This is a genomic window from Undibacterium sp. KW1 (assembly GCF_009937955.1).
Classification (GTDB): domain Bacteria; phylum Pseudomonadota; class Gammaproteobacteria; order Burkholderiales; family Burkholderiaceae_D; genus Undibacterium.
In genome coordinates, this window is record NZ_AP018439.1 from 3,579,230 (window position 1) to 3,598,671 (window position 19,442).

Sequence of the window (19,442 nt, forward strand, 5' to 3'; positions counted from 1 at the left end):
CACTACTCCATCAATAAATTCTCTTGACATTATAGATTATAAACGTAATATATACAATCATGATGACCATCATTTAAATCAGATCCGCCCTTACATTCACGGAAAACAATATGGATACCAGGAACAATCTATTGCACAAATATCCAGCTATCTGGCTAGTGCTATTGGGTACTGCTGGCACTTTTGCCCTGACCATGGGGGCACGGCAAAGCATGGGCTTGTTTCTTAGCCCGATGAATACTGCCACTGGCCTGGGCGTAGGCAATATCAGCCTGGCTTTCGCCTTTGGGCAATTGTGGTGGGGTCTGACGCAGCCATTTGCGGGGGCCTTTGCTGACAAGATGGGTGCTGGCCGCGTCTTGTGCGCAGGTATCATTCTGGTGGCAGTGGGCACTTTCATCACGCCGCTGATGACGACAACGGCAGGCCTGATCTTTGCCATAGGCATGCTGGCGGCTGGCGGTGCTGGCATGGCCGGGCCAGCGGTGCTGATGGCAACTGCCACCCGCATGATCCCAGCAGAAAAACGTGGCATCGCTACCGGCATCGTCAATGCGGGCGGCTCTTTTGGTCAGTTTTTGATGGCACCAATCGCCATCACGCTGATGGGTTTGTATGGCTGGAATAATGCCATGCAGATCATGGGCTTGATAGTCTTGCTGGCCTTGCCCGCTGCCTATTTGTTACGTGGAAAACCTGTGCAAGCTGCCAGTACAGGGCAAGCACCGATCAGCACGTCCAAAGCAATCTCCATCGCCCTGAAAAATCCCAGCTACCTGATGCTGGCAGCAGGCTTTTTTGTGTGCGGCTTCCATGTGGCTTTTCTTGCCACCCATTTGCCGGGCGTAATCAGCCTGTGTGGTTTGCCTGCAGAGTTTGGCGGCTGGGCGCTGGCCATGCTGGGCCTGTTCAACATCATAGGCAGCATTTCCATGGGCTGGGCAGTTGGCAAGTGGCGCATGAAGTCACTGCTGTCCTTGCTGTATGCGACACGTGCACTGGCCGTCATCCTGTTTTTGCTGGCACCTAAAACTGGCGCCGTTGTACTGGTATTTGCCGCCGTCATGGGGTTGACTTTCTTATCGACGGTACCACCGACTGCCGGTCTGGTAGCGAAGTTGTTTGGCCCAGAAAATATGGCCAGCCTGTTTGGCATCGTCATGCTGACACATCAGATCGGTGGCTTCCTGGGTGTCTGGCTGGGTGGCAAGGTACTGGAGGCAAATGGCAACTTCAATTTGCTCTGGTATATCGATATCACGCTGGCAGTGGGCGCAGCCCTGATACATTTACCCATACGGGAAAAACAATTGCAACTGCAGGCAGCCTAGGCCGCGCTGCGTCAACATGACAGCAGGGTTTATTTAGTGGCTGAATAAACCTGCTTGCCAGCCACCCAGGTTTGCAAGACCTTGATCTTGTAAATATCGGTGGCGGGCATATTCAGCATATCCTGGTCCATAAGGATGAAGTCTGCCCACTTGCCTGCCTCCAGCGTGCCCAGAGTGTTTTCCTGGTGCGCTGCATAGGCCGCATCAACAGTGAAGCAGCGCAAGGCTTCCTGTACCGTCATGGCTTGCTCGGCATACCAGCCTTGCGCAGGCTTGCCCGTCATATCCTGACGGGTGACGGCTGCATGCACACCCCAGAATGGATTGGGGGACTCTATCGGGAAGTCCGAACCACAGGCTATGCGTGAACCCTGCTGCAAGAAACTGCGCCACGCATAAGCACCCTTGATGCGCTCAGCCCCTACTCTGTCCTCGGCCATATTCATGTCCGATGTCGCATGAGTAGGCTGCATGGAGGGCAAGATACCCAGTTGTTTGAAGCGTGGAATATCATCCAGCGCCACGACCTGGGCATGCTCTATACGGTGACGCAAGTTGGCAGATGCAGATGCTGGCAAGCGGGCAAAGCCATCCAGTATCTGGCGGTTGCCAGCATCGCCTATCGCATGCACATTCACCTGATAGCCCTTGTTTGCGGCTTTTTCTATCATCGTGTACATCTCACCGGCAGTCTTGAACAGCAGGCCATGTGTATGTGGCGCATCTGAATACGGTGCCATCATGGCCGCGCCACGGCTGCCGAGTGCGCCATCAGCAAACAGCTTTACCGCACGCAGCGAGTAAAAATCATGGCCATAAGTGAGCAAAGGACCTTGCTGCGAAACTTTGTCGAAAAAACCATCGGTACCACGCACCATGCCATAGATGCGCGTCGTCAATTTACCCTGGTCTGCATATTCTCGGAATAATTTGTCGGCAGATTCTGAAACACCGGCATCATGCACGCTGGTGACGCCGACCTTGGCCAGTTCCTGCAAGGCCAGGTCCAGGGCGGCCCTTTGCTCGGCATTCGACGCAGGCGGTACCACCTTATCGACCAGGCGCATGGCCGCATCGACGAGTATGCCAGTAGGCTTGCCCTGGGCATCTTTTTCTATCTTGCCGCCTGTAGGATCAGGGGTATTTTCTGTAATACCGGCTAGTTGCAAAGCCTTGCTATTGGCCCAACCGGCATGACCATCTACCCGCGACAACCAGACGGGGCGGTCTTTAACGACTGCATCTATCTCTTGCGCAGTGGGAAAGCGGCCCAGCTTCCAGTTTGCCTGATTCCACTCGCCACCTATGATCCACTGGTTCAAAGGAAAGCGGCTTGCATAATCAGCAATAGCCTTTTGCGCTTCTGCCAGATTGGCGGTAGCGCGCAAACTGAGTTGCATCTGACTTGCCCCCAGACTCAATACATGACCATGTGCATCTATCATGCCAGGCAACAAGGTTTTACCTCCACCATCGACATGTCTGGCCTTGGGCAATCTGGTGACCAGCTCTTTAGTCCTACCAATTCCAATTACTTTGCCTGCATCATCAAAAGCCAGCGACTCAAAGTGCTGCAGCTTTCCCTCTTGATTCAGAGTGTAGCCCCGGACGTTATCGATAATCGTGTCGGCAGTTGCCAGACCTGCGCTCATGGTGGCGATTGCCAATATCAAGGGTTTCAATGTGCTTTGCATGGGCCACGTCCAGACTGAATAGATACATCGATGAGGATGTGTATTGTATTTCAATATTCTTTGGCAACAAGTGTTTTAAAGCTGCTCTTATATTTCCTTGCCATATAAATTAAAACCGGGAATCAGCCCCAGAAAAATTACAACAAAAGATGAAATTAGGGATATTTAATTGCACGTAAAGCGATATTGGTCGGAATTTACAGATTTTTCACTGAGGAAAAAGTGAAATCTGAAGGCATCCCCATGTAACAGATGTAAAACTTGTCATTCAACTGACATTTTTCTTGACGCTGCAAACTGCACTTGCGTACACTCACACGATTCTGCAATCCACGTCGACTATGGTCGATTAGACAATTCATTGCCTATGAAACGATTCCGACTACACTCCCCAAGCATATTGACCGCCGCCTTGCTAGCTGGCCTGGCGCCACAAATATGTCTTGCAGACGCTCCGCCCCCAGTTTTCTCCCTGGTGTCAGCACCGGAAACCACCAACTCAGTACAACAAACCACGGCCAATCCAGCCATTCCGCAGGAATTACCTTCCGATGCGGTCATTCGTGTCGATGACAAGGCAGCGGATTTATGGGAGCGGGTACGCGCAGGTTACGCCATCCCCGACCTGGAAAACCAGTTGGTCGCCAACCAGCTAGCCTGGTATGGCACACGCACTGAATATATCTTGCGCACAGTGCAGCGCGGTTCCCGCTATCTCTATCATGTAGTGGAAGAGCTGGAAAAGCGCGGCATGCCAACCGAACTGGCATTACTACCCTTCATAGAATCTGCTTTTAATCCTCAAGCCATTTCCTCTGCCAAGGCAACCGGCATGTGGCAGTTCATGGCAGCGACAGGTCGCGACTTCAACCTCAAGCAAACCATGTTCAAGGATGACAGGCGCGGCGTCATCGACTCTACCGATGCCGCCCTGAATTACCTGGAAAAATTGTATGGCATGTTCGGTGACTGGCAACTGGCGCTGGCAGCTTATAACTGGGGCGAAGGCTCAGTGCAACGCGCCATCAAGAAACAACAGGCACTAGGCTTGCCGATAGACTTCCAGAGCCTGTCGGTGCACATGCCAAATGAGACCAAAAACTACCTGCCAAAACTGCAGGCAGTTAAAAACATCATAGGCCATCCAGAACAATTCAATCTGGCGCTGCCAAAGCTGGATAATCAGCCCTACTTTGTCTCGGTTGAAAAAACCCGTGATATCGACGTGCGCGTGGCCGCGCAACTGGCAGAACTGCCACTCGATGAATTTACCGCATTGAACCCGCAATTCAGCCGCCCTGTTATTACCGGCGGCACAGGCACAAAAATTTTGCTGCCCACGGATAATGCTGCCCTGTTCAAAGAAAACCTAAACAAATGGCAAGGTCCTTTATCCAGTTGGTCTGCCCACACCGTACAAAAAACCGAGCGAGTAGAAGCGCTGGCAAGCAAACTCGGGCTCAAGCCTGAGGTAGTGCGCGAAGTGAATTTCATTCCTGCAAAAATGATGGTCAAGGCGGGCTCCACCTTGCTGGTACCAAAGTCAGCCAAGGCACCAGACAATGATATCTCGCTTGAAATTGCTGAAAAAGCGCAACTGGTCATAGAAAAAACTTCTACCCGCCAGGTCAGTTACAAGGTCAGCAAACACGACAATCTGGCCGCAATCGCCAAACGCTTCCGTGTCAGCGTCGCAGAACTGAAGACCTGGAATCACCTGAAACGTGAAAATGTGGCCCACGGCCAGACCCTGCATATACAGACCCCTATCGTCACCCAGGTCAACCAGACCAATATGCTGGCAGCTGCTGGTAGCCGCCGTGCTGCACCAGCACCTAAAGTCACCCATCACACAGCAGCCCCTGCACGGCATGGCAAGACTCTGCTTGCCAACCTGAAGCTGGGCAAGAAAAAACATAGCTGATAGGTGTGCAAGCCGGGTCACCGTGACCAGGTCGCGCAGACAGCATCTTGCAGGCCACTTTGCGCAACTAAATCGCGCAGGCTTTAAGCGATGATGTTTAAGCCGACGCAGTAAATAAAAAAGGGTTCCAATTTACATTGGAACCCTTTTCTAGTTTTTGACGTTTCGCTTAGAAGCTATAACCCAGAGCTACACCGAATACAACTGGGCGGAAATCGATTGTTGTTTTGCGCTCGATACTACCTGTCGTTGCTGTCATGTCGGATTTGACTTTGGCAGCTGCAATAGAGGCACTGACAAACCAGCGGTCGTTGAAATGGTAATTGACACCTACCTGCCCCGCCAAACCAACGGAATCTTTCAAATCAATTTTTGTTGGCCCGCCAGTAGCGATATTACCAACAGCAGTTGATTTAGCATCAAAGAACTGTGTGTAATTCAAACCAAGGCCAACGAACGGACGGAATGCATCAGTCGGTGCGCCAAAATTGTAATTGAGAAAAAAAGTAGGTGCGCGTTGTTTGACCTTGGAAATCACACCATAAGGTGCCAACGTACCACGTCCTGTCACTTCATGCTCAGGCGGGATACCGGCAACGAAATCAAAATCCAGATGATCATTGATACGGCGGGTGTAACCAAATACGACCGTAGTTGCATTCTGGACGACCAGGCCTGCAGGCTGTGGTGTTAAGAATGCCGGGCCATTGCTGGTAAAGTCCGGTGATTCAGAATGAACCTGAACATTGAGAACACCTGCTCGCACAGAATTTTCATAAGCATGAGCAGAAGAAACGCAAGCCAGACCAAACAGTGCACTGACGGCGAAATGAATTTTTTTCATGGAGTCGTCCTTTCTTATTTAGCCAAAACTTGTTGGAAGAACGCGCGGGATGCAGCGTTACAGAACGGTGGCACCAGAGTACCGTGGTACTGGCTGGCAACCGCTGTCGTTGGATCTACCTTGGCAGCAATCGCAGCATTGATTGCTGCCTGCTTGCTTTGGGCAAAACCAACTTTAGCTGCAGCAAATGGATCAGCTGCGCTGGTTGGGGAAGAATCGACGTCCAATACTGTCAACGCTGCTGCTGGCAAGCCTTTAGCCTGGAAGAAGCCTGCTGTTGCCTGTGTACTTGCGAAGAACACGGTAGGATCGCCGTTACCACCGCACAGCATGACTGGTACGTTAGGTACATAGTTACGCAAGTCGTTTTTCACGCCAGCCTTACGGAAAGAATTGGCAGGAGTACAGTTCAAAGGATCTGCAGGATTGACGTTGCAAGGATTTTTCTGTGCATCAGCCAGATAGGTATTGCGATAGCTGGTTTTCACCAGGTTACCGTCACCAAAGAAGGCTGCAAATGCTGGAGATGATGGACCTGGCAGAGAGTCTTTGGCAAACATGGCGTACGCTGGCAATTTACCAGTCGTGAACAAGTCATTGAAAGTCAATGCGCCTGGCAACAGTGTTTCTATGCCAGTGGCGTATTTGTCTTCATAGACTTCGTTCGGGCTGGTGTACAAACCACCATAGGATTTTTGCCAGCTGGTTGTGATCAGCGGGATAAACACTGTGCCACCTGCATTCGGGCTACCAGCAAAAGTTGCGTCACCCAGCAAGGACATCGCGTATGGACCAGACATACCGGCCAACGCGCTTACCTTGAATTCGGATGCATAAGTCGTTTGCATGGCGCGTTGCGTTGCCATGGCAACGTGACCACCTTGTGAATAACCACTGATCACCAGCTTGCCAGAATCCTGCGCACCGATAGTAGCAAAAGCCTTGCGTGCAGCACGCAGGGAATCGACCATATCATTGGCTTGCTGTTCAGCATTCAGGTAAGGATGGTAAGTCAGTGCAGAAGTATCGTAGCCTGCGTAGTTAGGTGCAACCACGATGAAACCTTGCGCTGCATACATGGCGGCTATCAGGATGGCTTCTGAGTTGTCACGCAGGTTGGCCATGTTGAAGGATTTTTCCACTGTCGTGCCATGGGCATACAGGATGACCGGACGTGGGCCGGTACATGCCGGATCGCTGCCAGATGGAACCATGATGGCGCCAGTTGCGTCAGTCGCTTCATTAGCGCCGCCGACTGTGGTGTATTTCATGTAGTAAGTGCTGATTTCGCACTTGGGAGCGCCTGTGATCTGTGTCAAACCTGGTTTGGCAGCATCCAGGGAAGCTTTGAAAACGACCGGATCAAGCTTGGTCAATGCCGGGCCACTTGCCTGAGGAATAGGCACCAGTACAGGTGGATTGGCGACCAGAGTGCCGCGGGCAGGTGTGTTATCGATGACTGGACCAGCACTACCGCCGCCACCGCAAGCCGTTAAAACGGCAGCAGAAAGCAGACCCAGTGCTATGTGAGTTTGACGCATTGTTGTCTCCTGTTAAGTATTTTTTTGCAAGTCAGTAGATTTAACCAGTACCACATAAAATGGAACGAGCGTTCTAAAACTTAGCAAACAGTATGTCATTTACGCAATTTGGTGAATAGCGAAAATTTCACATCTAGAGTAAACACTCTTAAAAATTTAGCCTGAACTTGCCCCAAAGATTTTCCATACGGGGCAAATACAACACTCTTAAAAAATCAATCAAAAAGAGACCTCGCAGGCTTCTCTTTTTACGGGCGGCAAGTATACCTTTTTCGATACGCAAATACCTACTTCAAGATAGAATTTTTTCGCTTTAATCCTGCACCACGGGCACAACTGCGGTTACTGGTGATGGTTCACGCGCTGGTTCACGATAAGCAAAATAAGCTTTCGCCTTTTTGCCCAGATTATCCAGATAAGTATAGGCGATAGGCACGACCAGCAAAGTCAGCAGCGTCGATGTAATGATGCCGCCTATCACTGCCCGGCCCATTGGTGCCTGGGTTTCTGCACCATCGCTAATCCCCATGGCCATGGGCAGCATACCAAATATCATCGCCAGCGTTGTCATCATGATGGGGCGCAAGCGCACCTGTCCGGCAGCCAGCACTGCATCAAACTGGCTCATGCCCTGCTTTTGCGCCTGATTGATAAAATCAACCAGCAGGATTGCATTCTTGGTCACCAGACCCATGAGCATGATGAAACCGATGATGGAGAAAATATTCAGAGTGCTGCCAGTAATCAGCAAAGCCAGCAGTACACCGATCAATGAAAACGGCAAGGCCGTCATGATCGCCAATGGTTGCAGGAAGCTGCCGAATTGCGAAGCCAGAATCAGGTAAATAAAGATCACCGCTATGCCCAGCGCTGCCACGGCAGCCTGGAAGGACTCTTGCATTTCCCTGGTCTGCCCACCAATATCAAAGCGGTAGCCTGGTGGCAGTTCTATGGTCTTCACCAGTTTTTGTACTTCTGCCCCTACGTCACCGGCTGGGCGGCCTTCGACGTTGGCATAGATAGCTGCCCGGCGTTGCAAGTCCTGACGCTTGATAACGCGCGGGCTGGTGCTGGGAATAAATTGTACGACCTGACGCAAAGGCACCATCATGGGTTTGCCGTTTGCATCAATCTTGCTACTCGCAAGTGACAGGTCGCCCAGGTCAGAAATTTTTTGCCTGCCTGATTTGGGCAATTGCACATTGATTTCATAATTCTGACCATCCGGTGCCAGCCATTGGCCCAGGGTGTCACCCGCAACAAAGGGGCGCAGCGCAGCGCCTATCTGCTGCACTGACAAGCCCAGGTCGTTTGCCAGCTCATTATTGACCTTGACCAGGACAGTAGGGTTAGCGCCTGTCAGGCTGCTCTCCAGATCAGCGATACCTTTGATACCCGCCATTTTTTTCATGACACTATCGATAACGTCCTGCAACTTGTCAGCATCTGGGCCGAGTATCGCTACATAGATAGGCTTGTCGAAACCAACTGCCATTTCTATGCCGGGTATGCTTTTCAAGCGCTCACGTATTTGCATCTCCATCTGCTTTTGAGATTTGCGATGGCTGATGCGCTTTTCACTGAGCTTCATATTGATTTGTGCAGTATTTCTTTCATTCTCAATACCGACCGAGGTGTTGATGGTCTGGATGTCTTTCATCTCCTTCAGAACAGCCTCAACCTGGTGAGTTTTATCGTCGGTATATTGCAGGCTGGAACCTACCGGAGTTTTCAGGTTGATGGTGATCTGGCCTTCATCTGCTTCAGGTACGAATTCAGTACCTATCATGGGCACCAGGAAAAAACTGCCAGCAAATAAAGAAGTCGCCAGCAACAAGGTGGTTTTACGTTTGCGCAAAACCAGTTGCAGTAACTTGCCATAAATGACGTGCAGCTTTTCTATGCCATGTTCTATGGCATTCATGAATTTGGCCAGCCAGGGCAGACGTTTGAAGCGGTCTTGCTCAGGGTCACGCCATACCGATGACAACATGGGGTCTAGCGTAAAGCTGACGAACAGCGATACCAGCACGGCCACGGTCACGGTAATGCCGAACTGGAAAAAGAATTTACCTATCATGCCCTGCATGAAAGCCACGGGCACGAACACGGCGACGATGGCAAAGGTAGTCGCCATGACTGCCAGGCCAATTTCATTGGTGCCATCTTCTGCTGCCTGCTTGTGCCCCTTGCCCATGCCCAGGTGCCGGACTATATTTTCCCGCACAACGATGGCATCATCAATCAGCAAACCTATGCAGAGTGACAGCGCCATCATGGTCAAAAAATTCAGGGTAAAACCAAAAGCCTTGAGTGCAATGAAAGTCGCAATCACCGAAATAGGTAAAGTCAGGCCGGTGATGATGGTACTGCGCCAGGAATGCAGAAACAGGAAAACGATCAGCACTGTCAGGCCCGCACCTTCGAGTATGGTTTCTTTGACGCCGTCGAGGGAGTGCCTGACAAAGTCAGCATTGTTTTCACTGATGGTCATTTGCACGTCTTTGGGCAGGCGCGTTTTAAGATCAGCAATCGCTTCCATGATGCCGTCGCCTACCTCAACGATATTGGCATCCTGTATGCGGCTGATCGCGACCGCAACTGATCTTTGTCCATTCACACGTGAGATGGAATATTCTTCCTTCTCACCATCCTGCACTTCTGCAATCTGTTCCAGATAGACAGGCGCACCGGCACGGCGGGCGACGATGACTTTATTAAAACCACGGGTGTCCGCTATCTTGGCTTCCAGCCTGACCAGTTGATCTTGCGAACCACGGGTGATCAAACCTGCCGGCATGTTTTGATTGGTGCTCTGTATCGCAGCCAATACTTCATTGACGCCAATATGGTTAGCTGCCATGCGGTCAGGCAAAAGCTTGACCTGCACCTGGCGCACGACAGCGCCACGCACATCGACCCTGCCCACACCTGGCACGCTTTGCAATTTCTTGACGATGATCTGATCTGTCATATTCGACAGATCGCGCAAGCTACGCTCACCAGAACTGATCGCCATTTGTACGACCGGGCGGCCATTACCATCACCACCCTTGACGATGAACGGGTCTTTCACATCACGCGGAAAGCCCGGACGTATCTGCGCCACTTTGTCGCGCACTTCCTGCAAGACCTTGTCACCATTGACGGACAGCTGAAATTCTATCCAGATGCCAGCCCTGCCCTCATACGAACTGGCCATGATGCGCTTGACGCCACTGATGGTATTGACGACATTTTCTACCGGTTTGGTGATGTCATTCTCAACGATCTCTGGCGAAGCACCGGGATACAGCACTTCCATCCAGACACCGGGTGACTCGACATTGGGCATGTTTTCCAGGCCCAGGCCCCGGTATGAAAAAATGCCGAGCACCATCAGGCCTATCATGACCATGGTGGCAAACACCGGGTTTTGTATACTGACTTTGGTCATCCACATGGCTCAGACCTTTGATGCTGGAGTAGGCTTGGGCATCTTCACCTTGCTACCGGATTTGACGCCATCAAGACGGGAAGAAATCAGCACTGCACCGGCATCGAGCCCCTGCACAATTTGTACCTTGCCTTCGTCTTCACTGCGCAAACCCAGTTTGACGGTTTGCATTTTCACCTGATCATTAATGATTTGATAGACGACATCAGCACCATTCACCTGGCGCACGGCAGTCAGCGGCACGGTCGTGGCCGGTGCTGATTTTTCCAGCACCAGGCTACCCTTGGCGAACATGCCGCCCCGCAATGCTGCATCTGCATTATCGACGGCGATGTATACCATCATGGAACGTGAGCCTGTTTCTGTCGCCGGGTTGATGCGCGCTACCTTGCCGACGAATTCGCGCTTGCCAAAACCATCGACCTGGAACGCGACTTTTTGCCCTGTCCTGACCCGGGGGATTTCACTTGCGGGCACTTGCGCTTCCAGCGTCATGTGGCGGAGATTGACGATGCTGTACAGGGCAGTATCTGGTGATACTTTTTCACCTGCCTGCACATGGCGCTTGCTGATGTAACCATCCAGCGGCGAACGCACTTGCGTATCTGCCAGCGCCAGTTGTGCCACCTGTTTTTGCGACAATGCCGACTTCAGGCTGGCCTGTGCCAGCTCCAGGCCATTATGAGTAGTGTCGTAGGCATTTTGTGAAATATAGTTTTGTTTCAACAAAGTCTCGTTAGACAGGCGGTTTTTTTGCGCCAGCGCCAACCTGGCCTGGGCTTCATCAACCGCAGCTTCTTGCGTGGTCAGGCGCGCATGTAAGTCGGCAGCGGTAAAGCGGGCAATGATCTGGCCTTTTTGTACTGCCATGCCCTCTTGCAGGGAAGCATCGGCAACTTCAGCAATCACCTTGGCACGCACGGTGACCTGGCTATCAGGCACCAGCGAACCCGAGATGGGCAGTTGTGCTGACAATTCCTTGAGTTCTGCACTGGCAATATCTGCAGCAGCCAGTTCATAGACCACTTCCTTGTCGGCCTGTTTTTTTTCATTGGTACTGGCTTGCGCAGTCATTTTGCTGGAATAAAACATCCAGAGACCACTGCAAATTGCCAGTGCTGCAACAGTCACGACAGGCGTGCGCCATTGAATCTGCCCCTGGGAATTACGAAAGCGAAATTTGTTTTGCATGATGAAGATATTCCAGTGTGTGTGCGCTATATCCGCTCTGCCGCCAGGCAGGCCAGACTTTGTTTAGCGGTTTGACTAATCGGCACAGGATAAGTTCATCCAATAATAGTACAAAAAATAATGCAAAATTGACCAAAAAAAGCCCGGCTTAGCGGGCTCTGATTGGGCACTGATTTCGTGGAATGATTTGCAAACTTAACTTGCCGTATTCGCAGACTTGCCTTTATCCAGCCAGGTATCCAAAGACAACTTACCAGGGCCAAAACTGACCAGCACCAGCAACAGGATTCCCCAGTAAAAATGCGAATTGACTGCAGCGGGGCATTCCAGTTCAAACAACTGCGGATAAGAAATTACGGCCATGACATTCACAGCAAACAAGGCCAGTGCTGCCGGGCGGGAAAAAAAACCGAGTACAAGAAAAACCGGCACGATCAATTCGCCCCCCGCCCCCATCCAGGCTGCCAGCTCTGGCGGTATGACAGGTACCATATATTCTTCGCGGAACAAGGACAGGGTAGATTGCCAGTCAGCGATTTTTACCAGACCAGCTTTAAAAAACTGCCAGCTTACATATAGCCTGAGTGTCAGGCAAAGGGCTGAACCGCCCCAGACATTAAGTTTGTCATCAAAACGTGTGCTCAGGCGATGAAAGTATTGCAGGGTGTTATACATAGAAATTCTCCAATTAGTCTCCTGCAACTTAGTCTGTCTGCTGGTGAATTCCTTACAGCTGATTTTCAGGGAATTTGAAATTGGCAAATAATCCATTGGCAAACCAGGATTGCAATTGGGCATTGATATCAAATTCACCGTCTGTATCAAGTGCAATTTCCAACGCAGTGCCGAGGTTGCTGCCCTGCTGCAAAGCAGTCAACGCTAAAAAGCTGGCCTTGCTGATTCCCTGCAATTCAACCGACCAATGGGGTCTGCTGACAAGTCCATAACAAGCCTGCCTGATATTTTCCGGCCCCCCGCTTCGGCAGGTACCTGATGAGCAAACCAGATAGCCACACTATCCAGTTCAGCAGTAAATAGACTGACAGCAGGATGAAACAACAGCCGCACAGCCTGCACATCTTGCCCCGATGCAGCCACTGCCTGTAACAGGTTTGTCAGGCTGAGAGCTTCTGCATCAGCAGCATAATATGCAGCATGTATCTGCCACTCCAGCGCGGCGACATCAGAAAAATAAGGGTAATCTGCGGCATCAGGTGTGGTTTTCAGGAATGCAGCAAGCTTTGCGCCAAACTGATTCAGGTCACCCGATTCTGAAGGAAAGGCACGGCCAAACGCACGCACCAGCTGTTCAAAGTAATCATCACCCACCAATTGATACAGGACGGGAAAAGCGTTTTTCAATGCCGCCGTCCAGATGGCAGTCAGGTTGCCGCGGTACAAGGCCAGCCTGTCATCCTGATGGGGGTGAGCATTAAATAAGGCAGCGGTCTGCGTTGCAAAGGATGGTTGCAATAATGCCCGGGCAAATTGCGACTGAATCTCGGTAAGCGAAAGCGCGTCCATAGCGGCATCAATCTGCGTACGCATCAGGCTGCCGCTATCTCTTGCGATGGCGCCGGCGTTGACGTTGGCCTTGACGTTGTTGCCAGAATTTGCCTGGCTTTATGCGCCTCGCCCAGCAGCACAGGCAGATCAGGGATTGCTGTATCCCACTCTACTAATACGGGTATGCCAGCAGGCAGCATATCCACTGCCCGCCTGAACAACGCCCACACCGGATCTGCAACCTGGCTGCCATGATCATCAACGATGCAGATATCAGTTTGCAAGTGCCCTGCCAGATGGATTTCACCTATCGCACCAACTGGCATACCTGCCATGATGCGCAAGGCTTGCAGCGCGTCTTCACCATGATTGTGTTGATTCACATACAGATTATTGATGTCGAGCAAAATACCGCAGCCTGTGCGTTTAGCAAGGGTCGCCAGAAATTCTGCTTCTGACATATCGTCCTGGGCAAAGCGTAAATACGTCGAGACATTTTCTATCAAGACCTGTCTGCACAAACGCGCCTGCAATTCATCGACACGCTCGCATACCAGGTCAAGCGCGCTTTGCATCAGCGGCAAAGGCAAGAGGTCATTCAAATGCCTGCCAGCGATGGCTCCCCAGCAAAGGTGCTCAGAAACCAGTGCAGGTTCCGTGCGTTCTATCAAGCGCTGCAAGCGTGAGATATGCAGGTCAGAATAGCCTTGGGCTGACCCCAGCCCCATACCAACACCGTGCAGACTTAAGGGGTAATCCTGGCGCAAAGTTTGCAGTACATGCAAATCATAGCCACCATCACCAAAATAATTTTCTGAATGCACCTCCAGCCAGTCAGCAGTAACTGGGGCAGATGCATGCAGAAAATCACGGTAATGCTGAGTACGCAAACCCACGCCCACCCCTTGCAGGGTGAACGCGGGTAAGCAGTTTGCGCGAGCCGGGTCAGTCAAGGTAAATCAGTCAGGCGAATTCAGAATAACCCAGGCTCATCACGTCAGACATACTCAAGATTTAGGAGCTTCCAGCTTGCCACCCATTTTTTCGCAAGAACCGGCTGGCACTTTTTTCCACTCAGCTGGATCATTGTCTTTCTTGGACTGACCTGCACAAGAATGGGAACCAGATTTGGTGGCGCAATCATTTTGACCTGCCTTGGCAATGCCAAAGCATTTTTCTGTTTTGGCTGGCTCTGCTGCCATTGCCATGCTGGAACCCAACAAACCTGCCAGTGCGACTGCAACCATTGTTTTATTACTCATGTTCATCTCCTGTAAATTGATTCAAGAACTTAATTAAGCACAACATCCCACATGGGCAAATTTAAAACTACAGCCTATAGTCGGCGCAGATAAAGCAAACTTACACAATTTCGTAAAATATTTTCAGTCACGCTATCTGCACTATCTTCTACGCAGCACATTTTCATTTGGATTCAGGCAGCGATGAGATTATCCTACTAGCTTATGACTTTTTTTCAAGCTAAAAGTTTCTATATGCTCAACTTCATCCAAGAATTGCGACAAAGTATCGAAAATTTATCTCGTAATGAGATCAATATCAGTGGTTTTTGCAAAATCTGGCGTAGCCAGACTGATTTATTAGCCGCCCTGCCACCACAATTTGCCGAAGTCATGGAAAACCTGTTGAGCAGGCTGGAGTCTGGCAGCCTGTTTACAGAAGAAAGCTGTTCTTTCAGTCAGACAGACCTGATTGCCCAACTGAGAATGTGGCTGGAGAAAGCAGATGCACGCCTTGCGTCTGGCAAAATAGTGTAAGCTGCGTCCCTTTTATTGCAGGGTAAAGGAATTTATATGCAAAGCCTGAGTTTTAGCCTGGAAGGCGAATATGTGGAATTGAACCAGTTATTGAAACTGGTTGGTCTGTGCGAAAGCGGTGGCGCTGGCAAGGCTATCGTTGCCAGCGGCGATGTCAGCGTTGATGGTGAGCAGGAGTTACGCAAGACTGCCAAAATCCGTGCAGGCCAGGTGGTCAGTCTCGGCGATATAGAAATACGGGTTCAGGCAGGCTGAATCTGGGCAGCATCAGTCGCATCGGCCGCTGTATCAACAAGCCTTTCAGGATTGCTTGCCATGAAACGCGCCAGCATATTGTCCATGGTATCGACATGATGCTCGAACCATAAAGGCAATTCTTCTGCCAGGCGCGTAGCCAGATCGGTCTCGCCCAGCTCTACCCTGCGCCGCACCTCTTGCATCACTTCAAGTACTGCATCATGTTCTTGCCTGTGACAACCTGCAGGCGGGAATGCCGTTTCGGCCATCCACTGGTTCTCTTGCTCAAAATGCGCAATGGAATGCACGATCAGGGCATCGAGCCTGGCGACGAAAGTGGCCGGATTATCTTCAGATAAAGCCGCACAGAGTTCGACAAACTCCTTATGGGTATCATCCATAGGTTCATAACTGAGGCTGAGGCGGTCAGACCAGCCCCAAGAATTTTGTTCCATACCAGATCCAGATAGAAAGAGATGGCGAGATTATCGCTGATCAGCAAATAATGTGCTTGCGTCAGATCAGGCCACAGGTGACCAGGGGTGGTCACTAAGACAACCACCAGAAAACATTTCAGGAGTCACAAACAAAAAGCGCGCTATCAGCGCGCTTTTTGGACATCTGTTTGAATATCTATGAACAAAAACAGCAATCAAGCTGTCGTATTGATATTCCTGCCCAGATTAGGTGGCAGATTGGCAACAGATTTATTATCTGGAATAGCCTCTATAAGCGCAGTGGCGCTTTCAGCAGTAATATCCTGCGCTTTTTTCAAAACAGCAATACTCACCGCCTGGCTGGTACCTACATCCGCCAGTGTCGTTGCCACTCTGGCAATACCGGTTACGTCCATGACAATTCTCCTTATCTGTCTACTGTAAATAACGGCGGCTTGAGCAAAGTCTTTAGGGATATTTCAGATTTTTTTCAAGATATTATTTTGCATCGCAGCACGAACCCAGTCCTGCACCAGTTGCGGCTGATTTAAATCCAGCCATTGCACGCCAGGACGCAAGTCTGCCGGTGCGGCAACATCGGATGCTACCAGGGCCACATGTGCATCCTCAGTATAAATAGCTGGCTTAGCCAGGGATGGGCGATAAACTTCAATCTTGGGCATAGCCTCCCATTTATAGCCCTCCACCAATGTCAAGTCCGCTGGAGAAAGACGGCTCAGCAACTCGTTCAGCGATGGTTCAGCTTCCTGCCTTAGCTCATGGGCAATCACGTAACGATAAGGGGATGCCAGCAAGACATCCTGTGCCCCGGCCATGCGCAAGCGCGAACTATCCTTTTGCGGGGGCTCTATCGTGACATCATGATGACTATGCTTCACGACATTGATCTTATACCCTGCCGCCGTCAACTCCCTGACCAGATGTTCAAGCAAGCTGGTTTTACCGCTACCTGACCACCCTATTACGCCCAGTATTTGCCCTGCTTCAGCCACATCAATCACATCATTCTTTTCACCGCCAGCCACACTGCCTCCAGACTTTTTTCAAATTCATTATATGCAAATAACTTAGGAGTATGAGCTCTATACCCGCCTCGTCATTCCATAGTCATATTTGAATGTAACAATTGTTACATTGCAATATTTCACAGGTTATCAGTATGCGTTTTCCCTTCAGACTATGGTCCTTTTGCTTCACCCTGCTATGCTTCCTGTTCGCCATGAATGTACAGGCGCAAGGCAATGTCATCGTCGTTGGTCAGGCAATAGACTTGTCCGGACCGAATGGTAGCATTGGCCGCGACTATGTGGCAGGTATCACGACTTACTTTGACAGTATCAATGTCAGTGGTGGCATAGGTGGCAAACGCATCAAGTACCTGGTACGTGACGATCAGGGCAACCCTGCAGTGTCGGCACAGGCAGTCAGCGAATTGCTGGAAAAAGACAAGGCTGATTATCTGCTGGGTGGCATAGGCGCTGCCGTCACCGATGCAGTGCTGGCAAACGCCAGATTTTCACAAAGTGGCCAGACCCTGTTTGCTCCGCTGGTGGCATCAGTCAAGACTTACAACTCCCGCGTCCTGTTCTGGCGGCCCAGCCCTGAGCAAGAGATGCAATATATCTTCTCTTACTTCGATAAACTGGGCATCAAAAGTGTAGGTATCGCTTATCAGGAAAACGCCCTGAACCAGGACATGTACCAATATGTTGTTACCGAGTTGCGCAAACGCAATATGCTCATGAGCGGCCTGGTACGCATAGGTGCGTCTGCCGCGGACATGGAAAGAGAATCTGCTGTATTGGCACGCAGCAATCCTGGCATCGTGATTGCTATTGCCGATACGCTGGGCACGGGCATCTTCCTGAAAGAATTCAGGAAACAGGCTCCCCGCACCTTTGTTGCCGGCATGTCACTCATCAATCTTGATACCCTGGCAGAAGTGGCAGGCCCCAAGGCGCTGGAATGGACAGTATTTTCCCAGGTGGTACCCAATCCCTTGAGCAAAAAGTCGCTGATACAGATAGATCATAGCAATATGATGAAAAAATTCAGGGATGAAGATCTGTCTGCCCTGACATTTGAAGGCTTCATGGTCGCCAAGACCCTGGTTAAAGCAATACAGGCAGGAAAAGGCGGGCGTGATGGCCTGCAGACGCTGGCAACACAAAAAAACGTCATCGACCTCGGTGGTGTCACCCTGACCCCATCAGAGAGTACGCACCGCATGTCCAACTATGTTGATATGGCACTCTTCAGGAAAGGCGGGGGGCTGCTGTTTTAAGTAGCAGACACCTTCCATTGCCAATAGTGCATTCATACAAAAAACGACATGCATGAACAAAAACAAATAACGTTTTTTGACATTGTTGTGATTTTAGAATAGAGTGCTGCACCGCAACATGAGAATTTAAAATTTACTTATTCGGTAAATGCATGAATCAAGTTTGCGGCTATTCAAAAAAAATCAATCAGGTACATCATGTTTAATAAAAAAATTATCGCTGCAGCTCTGGCAGTTTCTGGCTTGTTCATCGGCACAACTGCAAATGCACAATTTTACGCTGGTGCCACTGTAGGTCAGGCTCGCTGGAATATGGATTGCGCAGGCACATCCAGCTGCAAAACCAATGACACGTCTTTCAACATCCTGGGCGGCTACAACATCACTCCAAACTGGGGCGTAGAAGGCAGCTATTACAACCTGGGCACAGTCAAGGCAAATGTCTATGGTATCGCAGCAGAAGCGAAAGCAACAGGCATAGACCTGGCTGGTACTTACCGTGCACAACTGGGCAACAACTGGGGCCTGTTCACAAAATTGGGTCTGGCATACTCCAAAGGCGAAGCAACTGCTGCATTCAATAACGTGCGCGGCTCTACCAGCAAAAACTCTACACAAGTGATGTTGGGCATAGGTGCAACTTATGCATTCACACCTAACATCGCTGCACGCGCTGAAATCGCCAGCCGTAAAGTCGATTTTGTTGGCGGCGACGGCAATATCACCAACTTCAACATTGGTGTTCAGGCATCGTTCTGATATTGCGCTTGATACCGCAATATCTGACAAAAGTTGTTAAGGCGCAGTATTGATTTAGTTATACAAGAACTCAGTTAATTTTGCGCCATATTGTCAGCAGCAAATTCATCGTTTGCTGCTGACAAAGCAAGTTCCCCCAAGCTCCAGACTTTCGCCTCTAGCAGGCATCCCCCCTCCTCCACCTTATCCCCACAGTTTTCAAATCCTGCCGAGCAAGTTTGCTTATGTCTCTTACGAAGTCCTTACGGTCAGTATTTACAATCAGCTATTTGCTTGCCCGATTGTCAGGATTGTCAGTCTCCCTGGTCGCTTCATGACGTGTATGAAGACCTTCATTGTCACTGCATCACTGCTGAGCCTGCATGCGCCCTCAATCCTGAAAATTGTTTGTTATGACTCTGTATGGCTCTGCTGCTTCACAAGAAGCAAAACAAGAAGCAAAATCTGTCAACAGTGAAC

19 protein-coding genes are annotated in these 19,442 nt (G+C 50.4%); 6 read left to right on the top strand and 13 right to left on the bottom strand.

Annotated elements, in window-relative coordinates; translation table 11 throughout:
- Window positions 1-110 precede the first annotated feature (110 nt).
- Window positions 111-1,331 carry an MFS transporter gene (locus tag UNDKW_RS16125; RefSeq protein WP_162059497.1) on the top strand — a complete coding sequence of 407 codons (1,221 nt, stop codon included), beginning with the start codon at window positions 111-113 and terminating at the stop codon, window positions 1,329-1,331.
- 29 nt (window positions 1,332-1,360) lie between these two features.
- Here the strand turns inward: UNDKW_RS16125 and UNDKW_RS16130 are convergent, their stop codons facing one another.
- Window positions 1,361-3,025: an amidohydrolase gene (locus UNDKW_RS16130; protein WP_162059498.1), complete on the bottom strand. Its 1,665-nt coding sequence runs from the start codon at window positions 3,023-3,025 to the stop codon at window positions 1,361-1,363.
- 367 nt (window positions 3,026-3,392) lie between these two features.
- Between UNDKW_RS16130 and UNDKW_RS16135 the strand changes: the two genes are divergently transcribed.
- Window positions 3,393-4,949 carry a transglycosylase SLT domain-containing protein gene (locus UNDKW_RS16135; RefSeq protein WP_162059499.1) on the top strand — a complete coding sequence of 519 codons (1,557 nt, stop codon included), beginning with the start codon at window positions 3,393-3,395 and terminating at the stop codon, window positions 4,947-4,949.
- A gap of 169 nt (window positions 4,950-5,118) precedes the next feature.
- Here the strand turns inward: UNDKW_RS16135 and UNDKW_RS16140 are convergent, their stop codons facing one another.
- The 9 genes from UNDKW_RS16140 to UNDKW_RS16180 all read right to left on the bottom strand — a co-directional run bounded on the left by UNDKW_RS16140 (window position 5,119) and on the right by UNDKW_RS16180 (window position 14,729).
- Entirely contained in the window at window positions 5,119-5,793 is a 675-nt protein-coding gene (locus UNDKW_RS16140) for an OmpW family protein (RefSeq protein WP_162059500.1), read from the bottom strand.
- A gap of 14 nt (window positions 5,794-5,807) precedes the next feature.
- A complete protein-coding gene (locus UNDKW_RS16145) occupies window positions 5,808-7,334 on the bottom strand; it encodes a lipase family protein (protein WP_162059501.1) in 1,527 nt (508 codons plus the stop codon).
- Window positions 7,335-7,647: 313 nt separating this feature from the next.
- Complete coding sequence (locus UNDKW_RS16150; RefSeq protein WP_162059502.1) at window positions 7,648-10,776, bottom strand: efflux RND transporter permease subunit; 3,129 nt, start codon at window positions 10,774-10,776, stop codon at window positions 7,648-7,650.
- 3 nt (window positions 10,777-10,779) lie between these two features.
- Window positions 10,780-11,961, bottom strand: coding sequence for an efflux RND transporter periplasmic adaptor subunit (locus UNDKW_RS16155; protein ID WP_162059503.1), 1,182 nt, complete (start codon window positions 11,959-11,961; stop codon window positions 10,780-10,782).
- Window positions 11,962-12,156: 195 nt separating this feature from the next.
- Window positions 12,157-12,636 carry a DoxX family protein gene (locus tag UNDKW_RS16160; RefSeq protein WP_162059504.1) on the bottom strand — a complete coding sequence of 160 codons (480 nt, stop codon included), beginning with the start codon at window positions 12,634-12,636 and terminating at the stop codon, window positions 12,157-12,159.
- Between the two features lie 52 nt (window positions 12,637-12,688).
- On the bottom strand, window positions 12,689-12,838 hold the full coding sequence (locus UNDKW_RS16165; protein ID WP_162059505.1) for a hypothetical protein: 150 nt from the start codon (window positions 12,836-12,838) through the stop codon (window positions 12,689-12,691).
- A gap of 2 nt (window positions 12,839-12,840) precedes the next feature.
- Window positions 12,841-13,509 (bottom strand): DNA-binding domain-containing protein, encoded by a 669-nt coding sequence (locus tag UNDKW_RS16170; protein ID WP_162059506.1) that lies wholly within the window; start codon window positions 13,507-13,509, stop codon window positions 12,841-12,843.
- Entirely contained in the window at window positions 13,509-14,363 is an 855-nt protein-coding gene (locus tag UNDKW_RS16175; protein WP_232063002.1) for a DUF692 domain-containing protein, read from the bottom strand. The genes UNDKW_RS16170 and UNDKW_RS16175 overlap by 1 nt, the downstream gene beginning before the upstream one ends.
- Before the next feature lie 111 nt (window positions 14,364-14,474).
- Entirely contained in the window at window positions 14,475-14,729 is a 255-nt protein-coding gene (locus tag UNDKW_RS16180; RefSeq protein WP_370529036.1) for a DUF2282 domain-containing protein, read from the bottom strand.
- Between the two features lie 234 nt (window positions 14,730-14,963).
- On the opposite strand from UNDKW_RS16180, the gene UNDKW_RS16185 reads away from it, so the two are divergent.
- Window positions 14,964-15,245 (top strand): hypothetical protein, encoded by a 282-nt coding sequence (locus UNDKW_RS16185; protein ID WP_162059508.1) that lies wholly within the window; start codon window positions 14,964-14,966, stop codon window positions 15,243-15,245.
- A gap of 36 nt (window positions 15,246-15,281) precedes the next feature.
- Window positions 15,282-15,500 carry an RNA-binding S4 domain-containing protein gene (locus tag UNDKW_RS16190; protein WP_162041999.1) on the top strand — a complete coding sequence of 73 codons (219 nt, stop codon included), beginning with the start codon at window positions 15,282-15,284 and terminating at the stop codon, window positions 15,498-15,500.
- On the opposite strand, the gene UNDKW_RS16195 is transcribed toward UNDKW_RS16190, so the two are convergent.
- The 3 genes from UNDKW_RS16195 to mobB all read right to left on the bottom strand — a co-directional run bounded on the left by UNDKW_RS16195 (window position 15,488) and on the right by mobB (window position 16,965).
- Window positions 15,488-15,937, bottom strand: coding sequence for a hemerythrin domain-containing protein (locus tag UNDKW_RS16195; protein WP_162059509.1), 450 nt, complete (start codon window positions 15,935-15,937; stop codon window positions 15,488-15,490). The two genes, UNDKW_RS16190 and UNDKW_RS16195, sit on opposite strands and share 13 nt — an antisense overlap.
- A 197-nt stretch (window positions 15,938-16,134) precedes the next feature.
- Window positions 16,135-16,335, bottom strand: coding sequence for a YjfB family protein (locus tag UNDKW_RS16200; RefSeq protein ID WP_162059510.1), 201 nt, complete (start codon window positions 16,333-16,335; stop codon window positions 16,135-16,137).
- 63 nt (window positions 16,336-16,398) lie between these two features.
- Window positions 16,399-16,965 carry a molybdopterin-guanine dinucleotide biosynthesis protein B gene (gene mobB, locus UNDKW_RS16205; protein WP_232063003.1) on the bottom strand — a complete coding sequence of 189 codons (567 nt, stop codon included), beginning with the start codon at window positions 16,963-16,965 and terminating at the stop codon, window positions 16,399-16,401.
- A gap of 134 nt (window positions 16,966-17,099) precedes the next feature.
- Between mobB and UNDKW_RS16210 the strand changes: the two genes are divergently transcribed.
- A complete protein-coding gene (locus tag UNDKW_RS16210) occupies window positions 17,100-18,224 on the top strand; it encodes an ABC transporter substrate-binding protein (protein WP_232063004.1) in 1,125 nt (374 codons plus the stop codon).
- Window positions 18,225-18,422: 198 nt separating this feature from the next.
- Window positions 18,423-18,983 carry a porin family protein gene (locus UNDKW_RS16215; protein ID WP_162059511.1) on the top strand — a complete coding sequence of 187 codons (561 nt, stop codon included), beginning with the start codon at window positions 18,423-18,425 and terminating at the stop codon, window positions 18,981-18,983.
- Window positions 18,984-19,442: the final 459 nt, after the last annotated feature.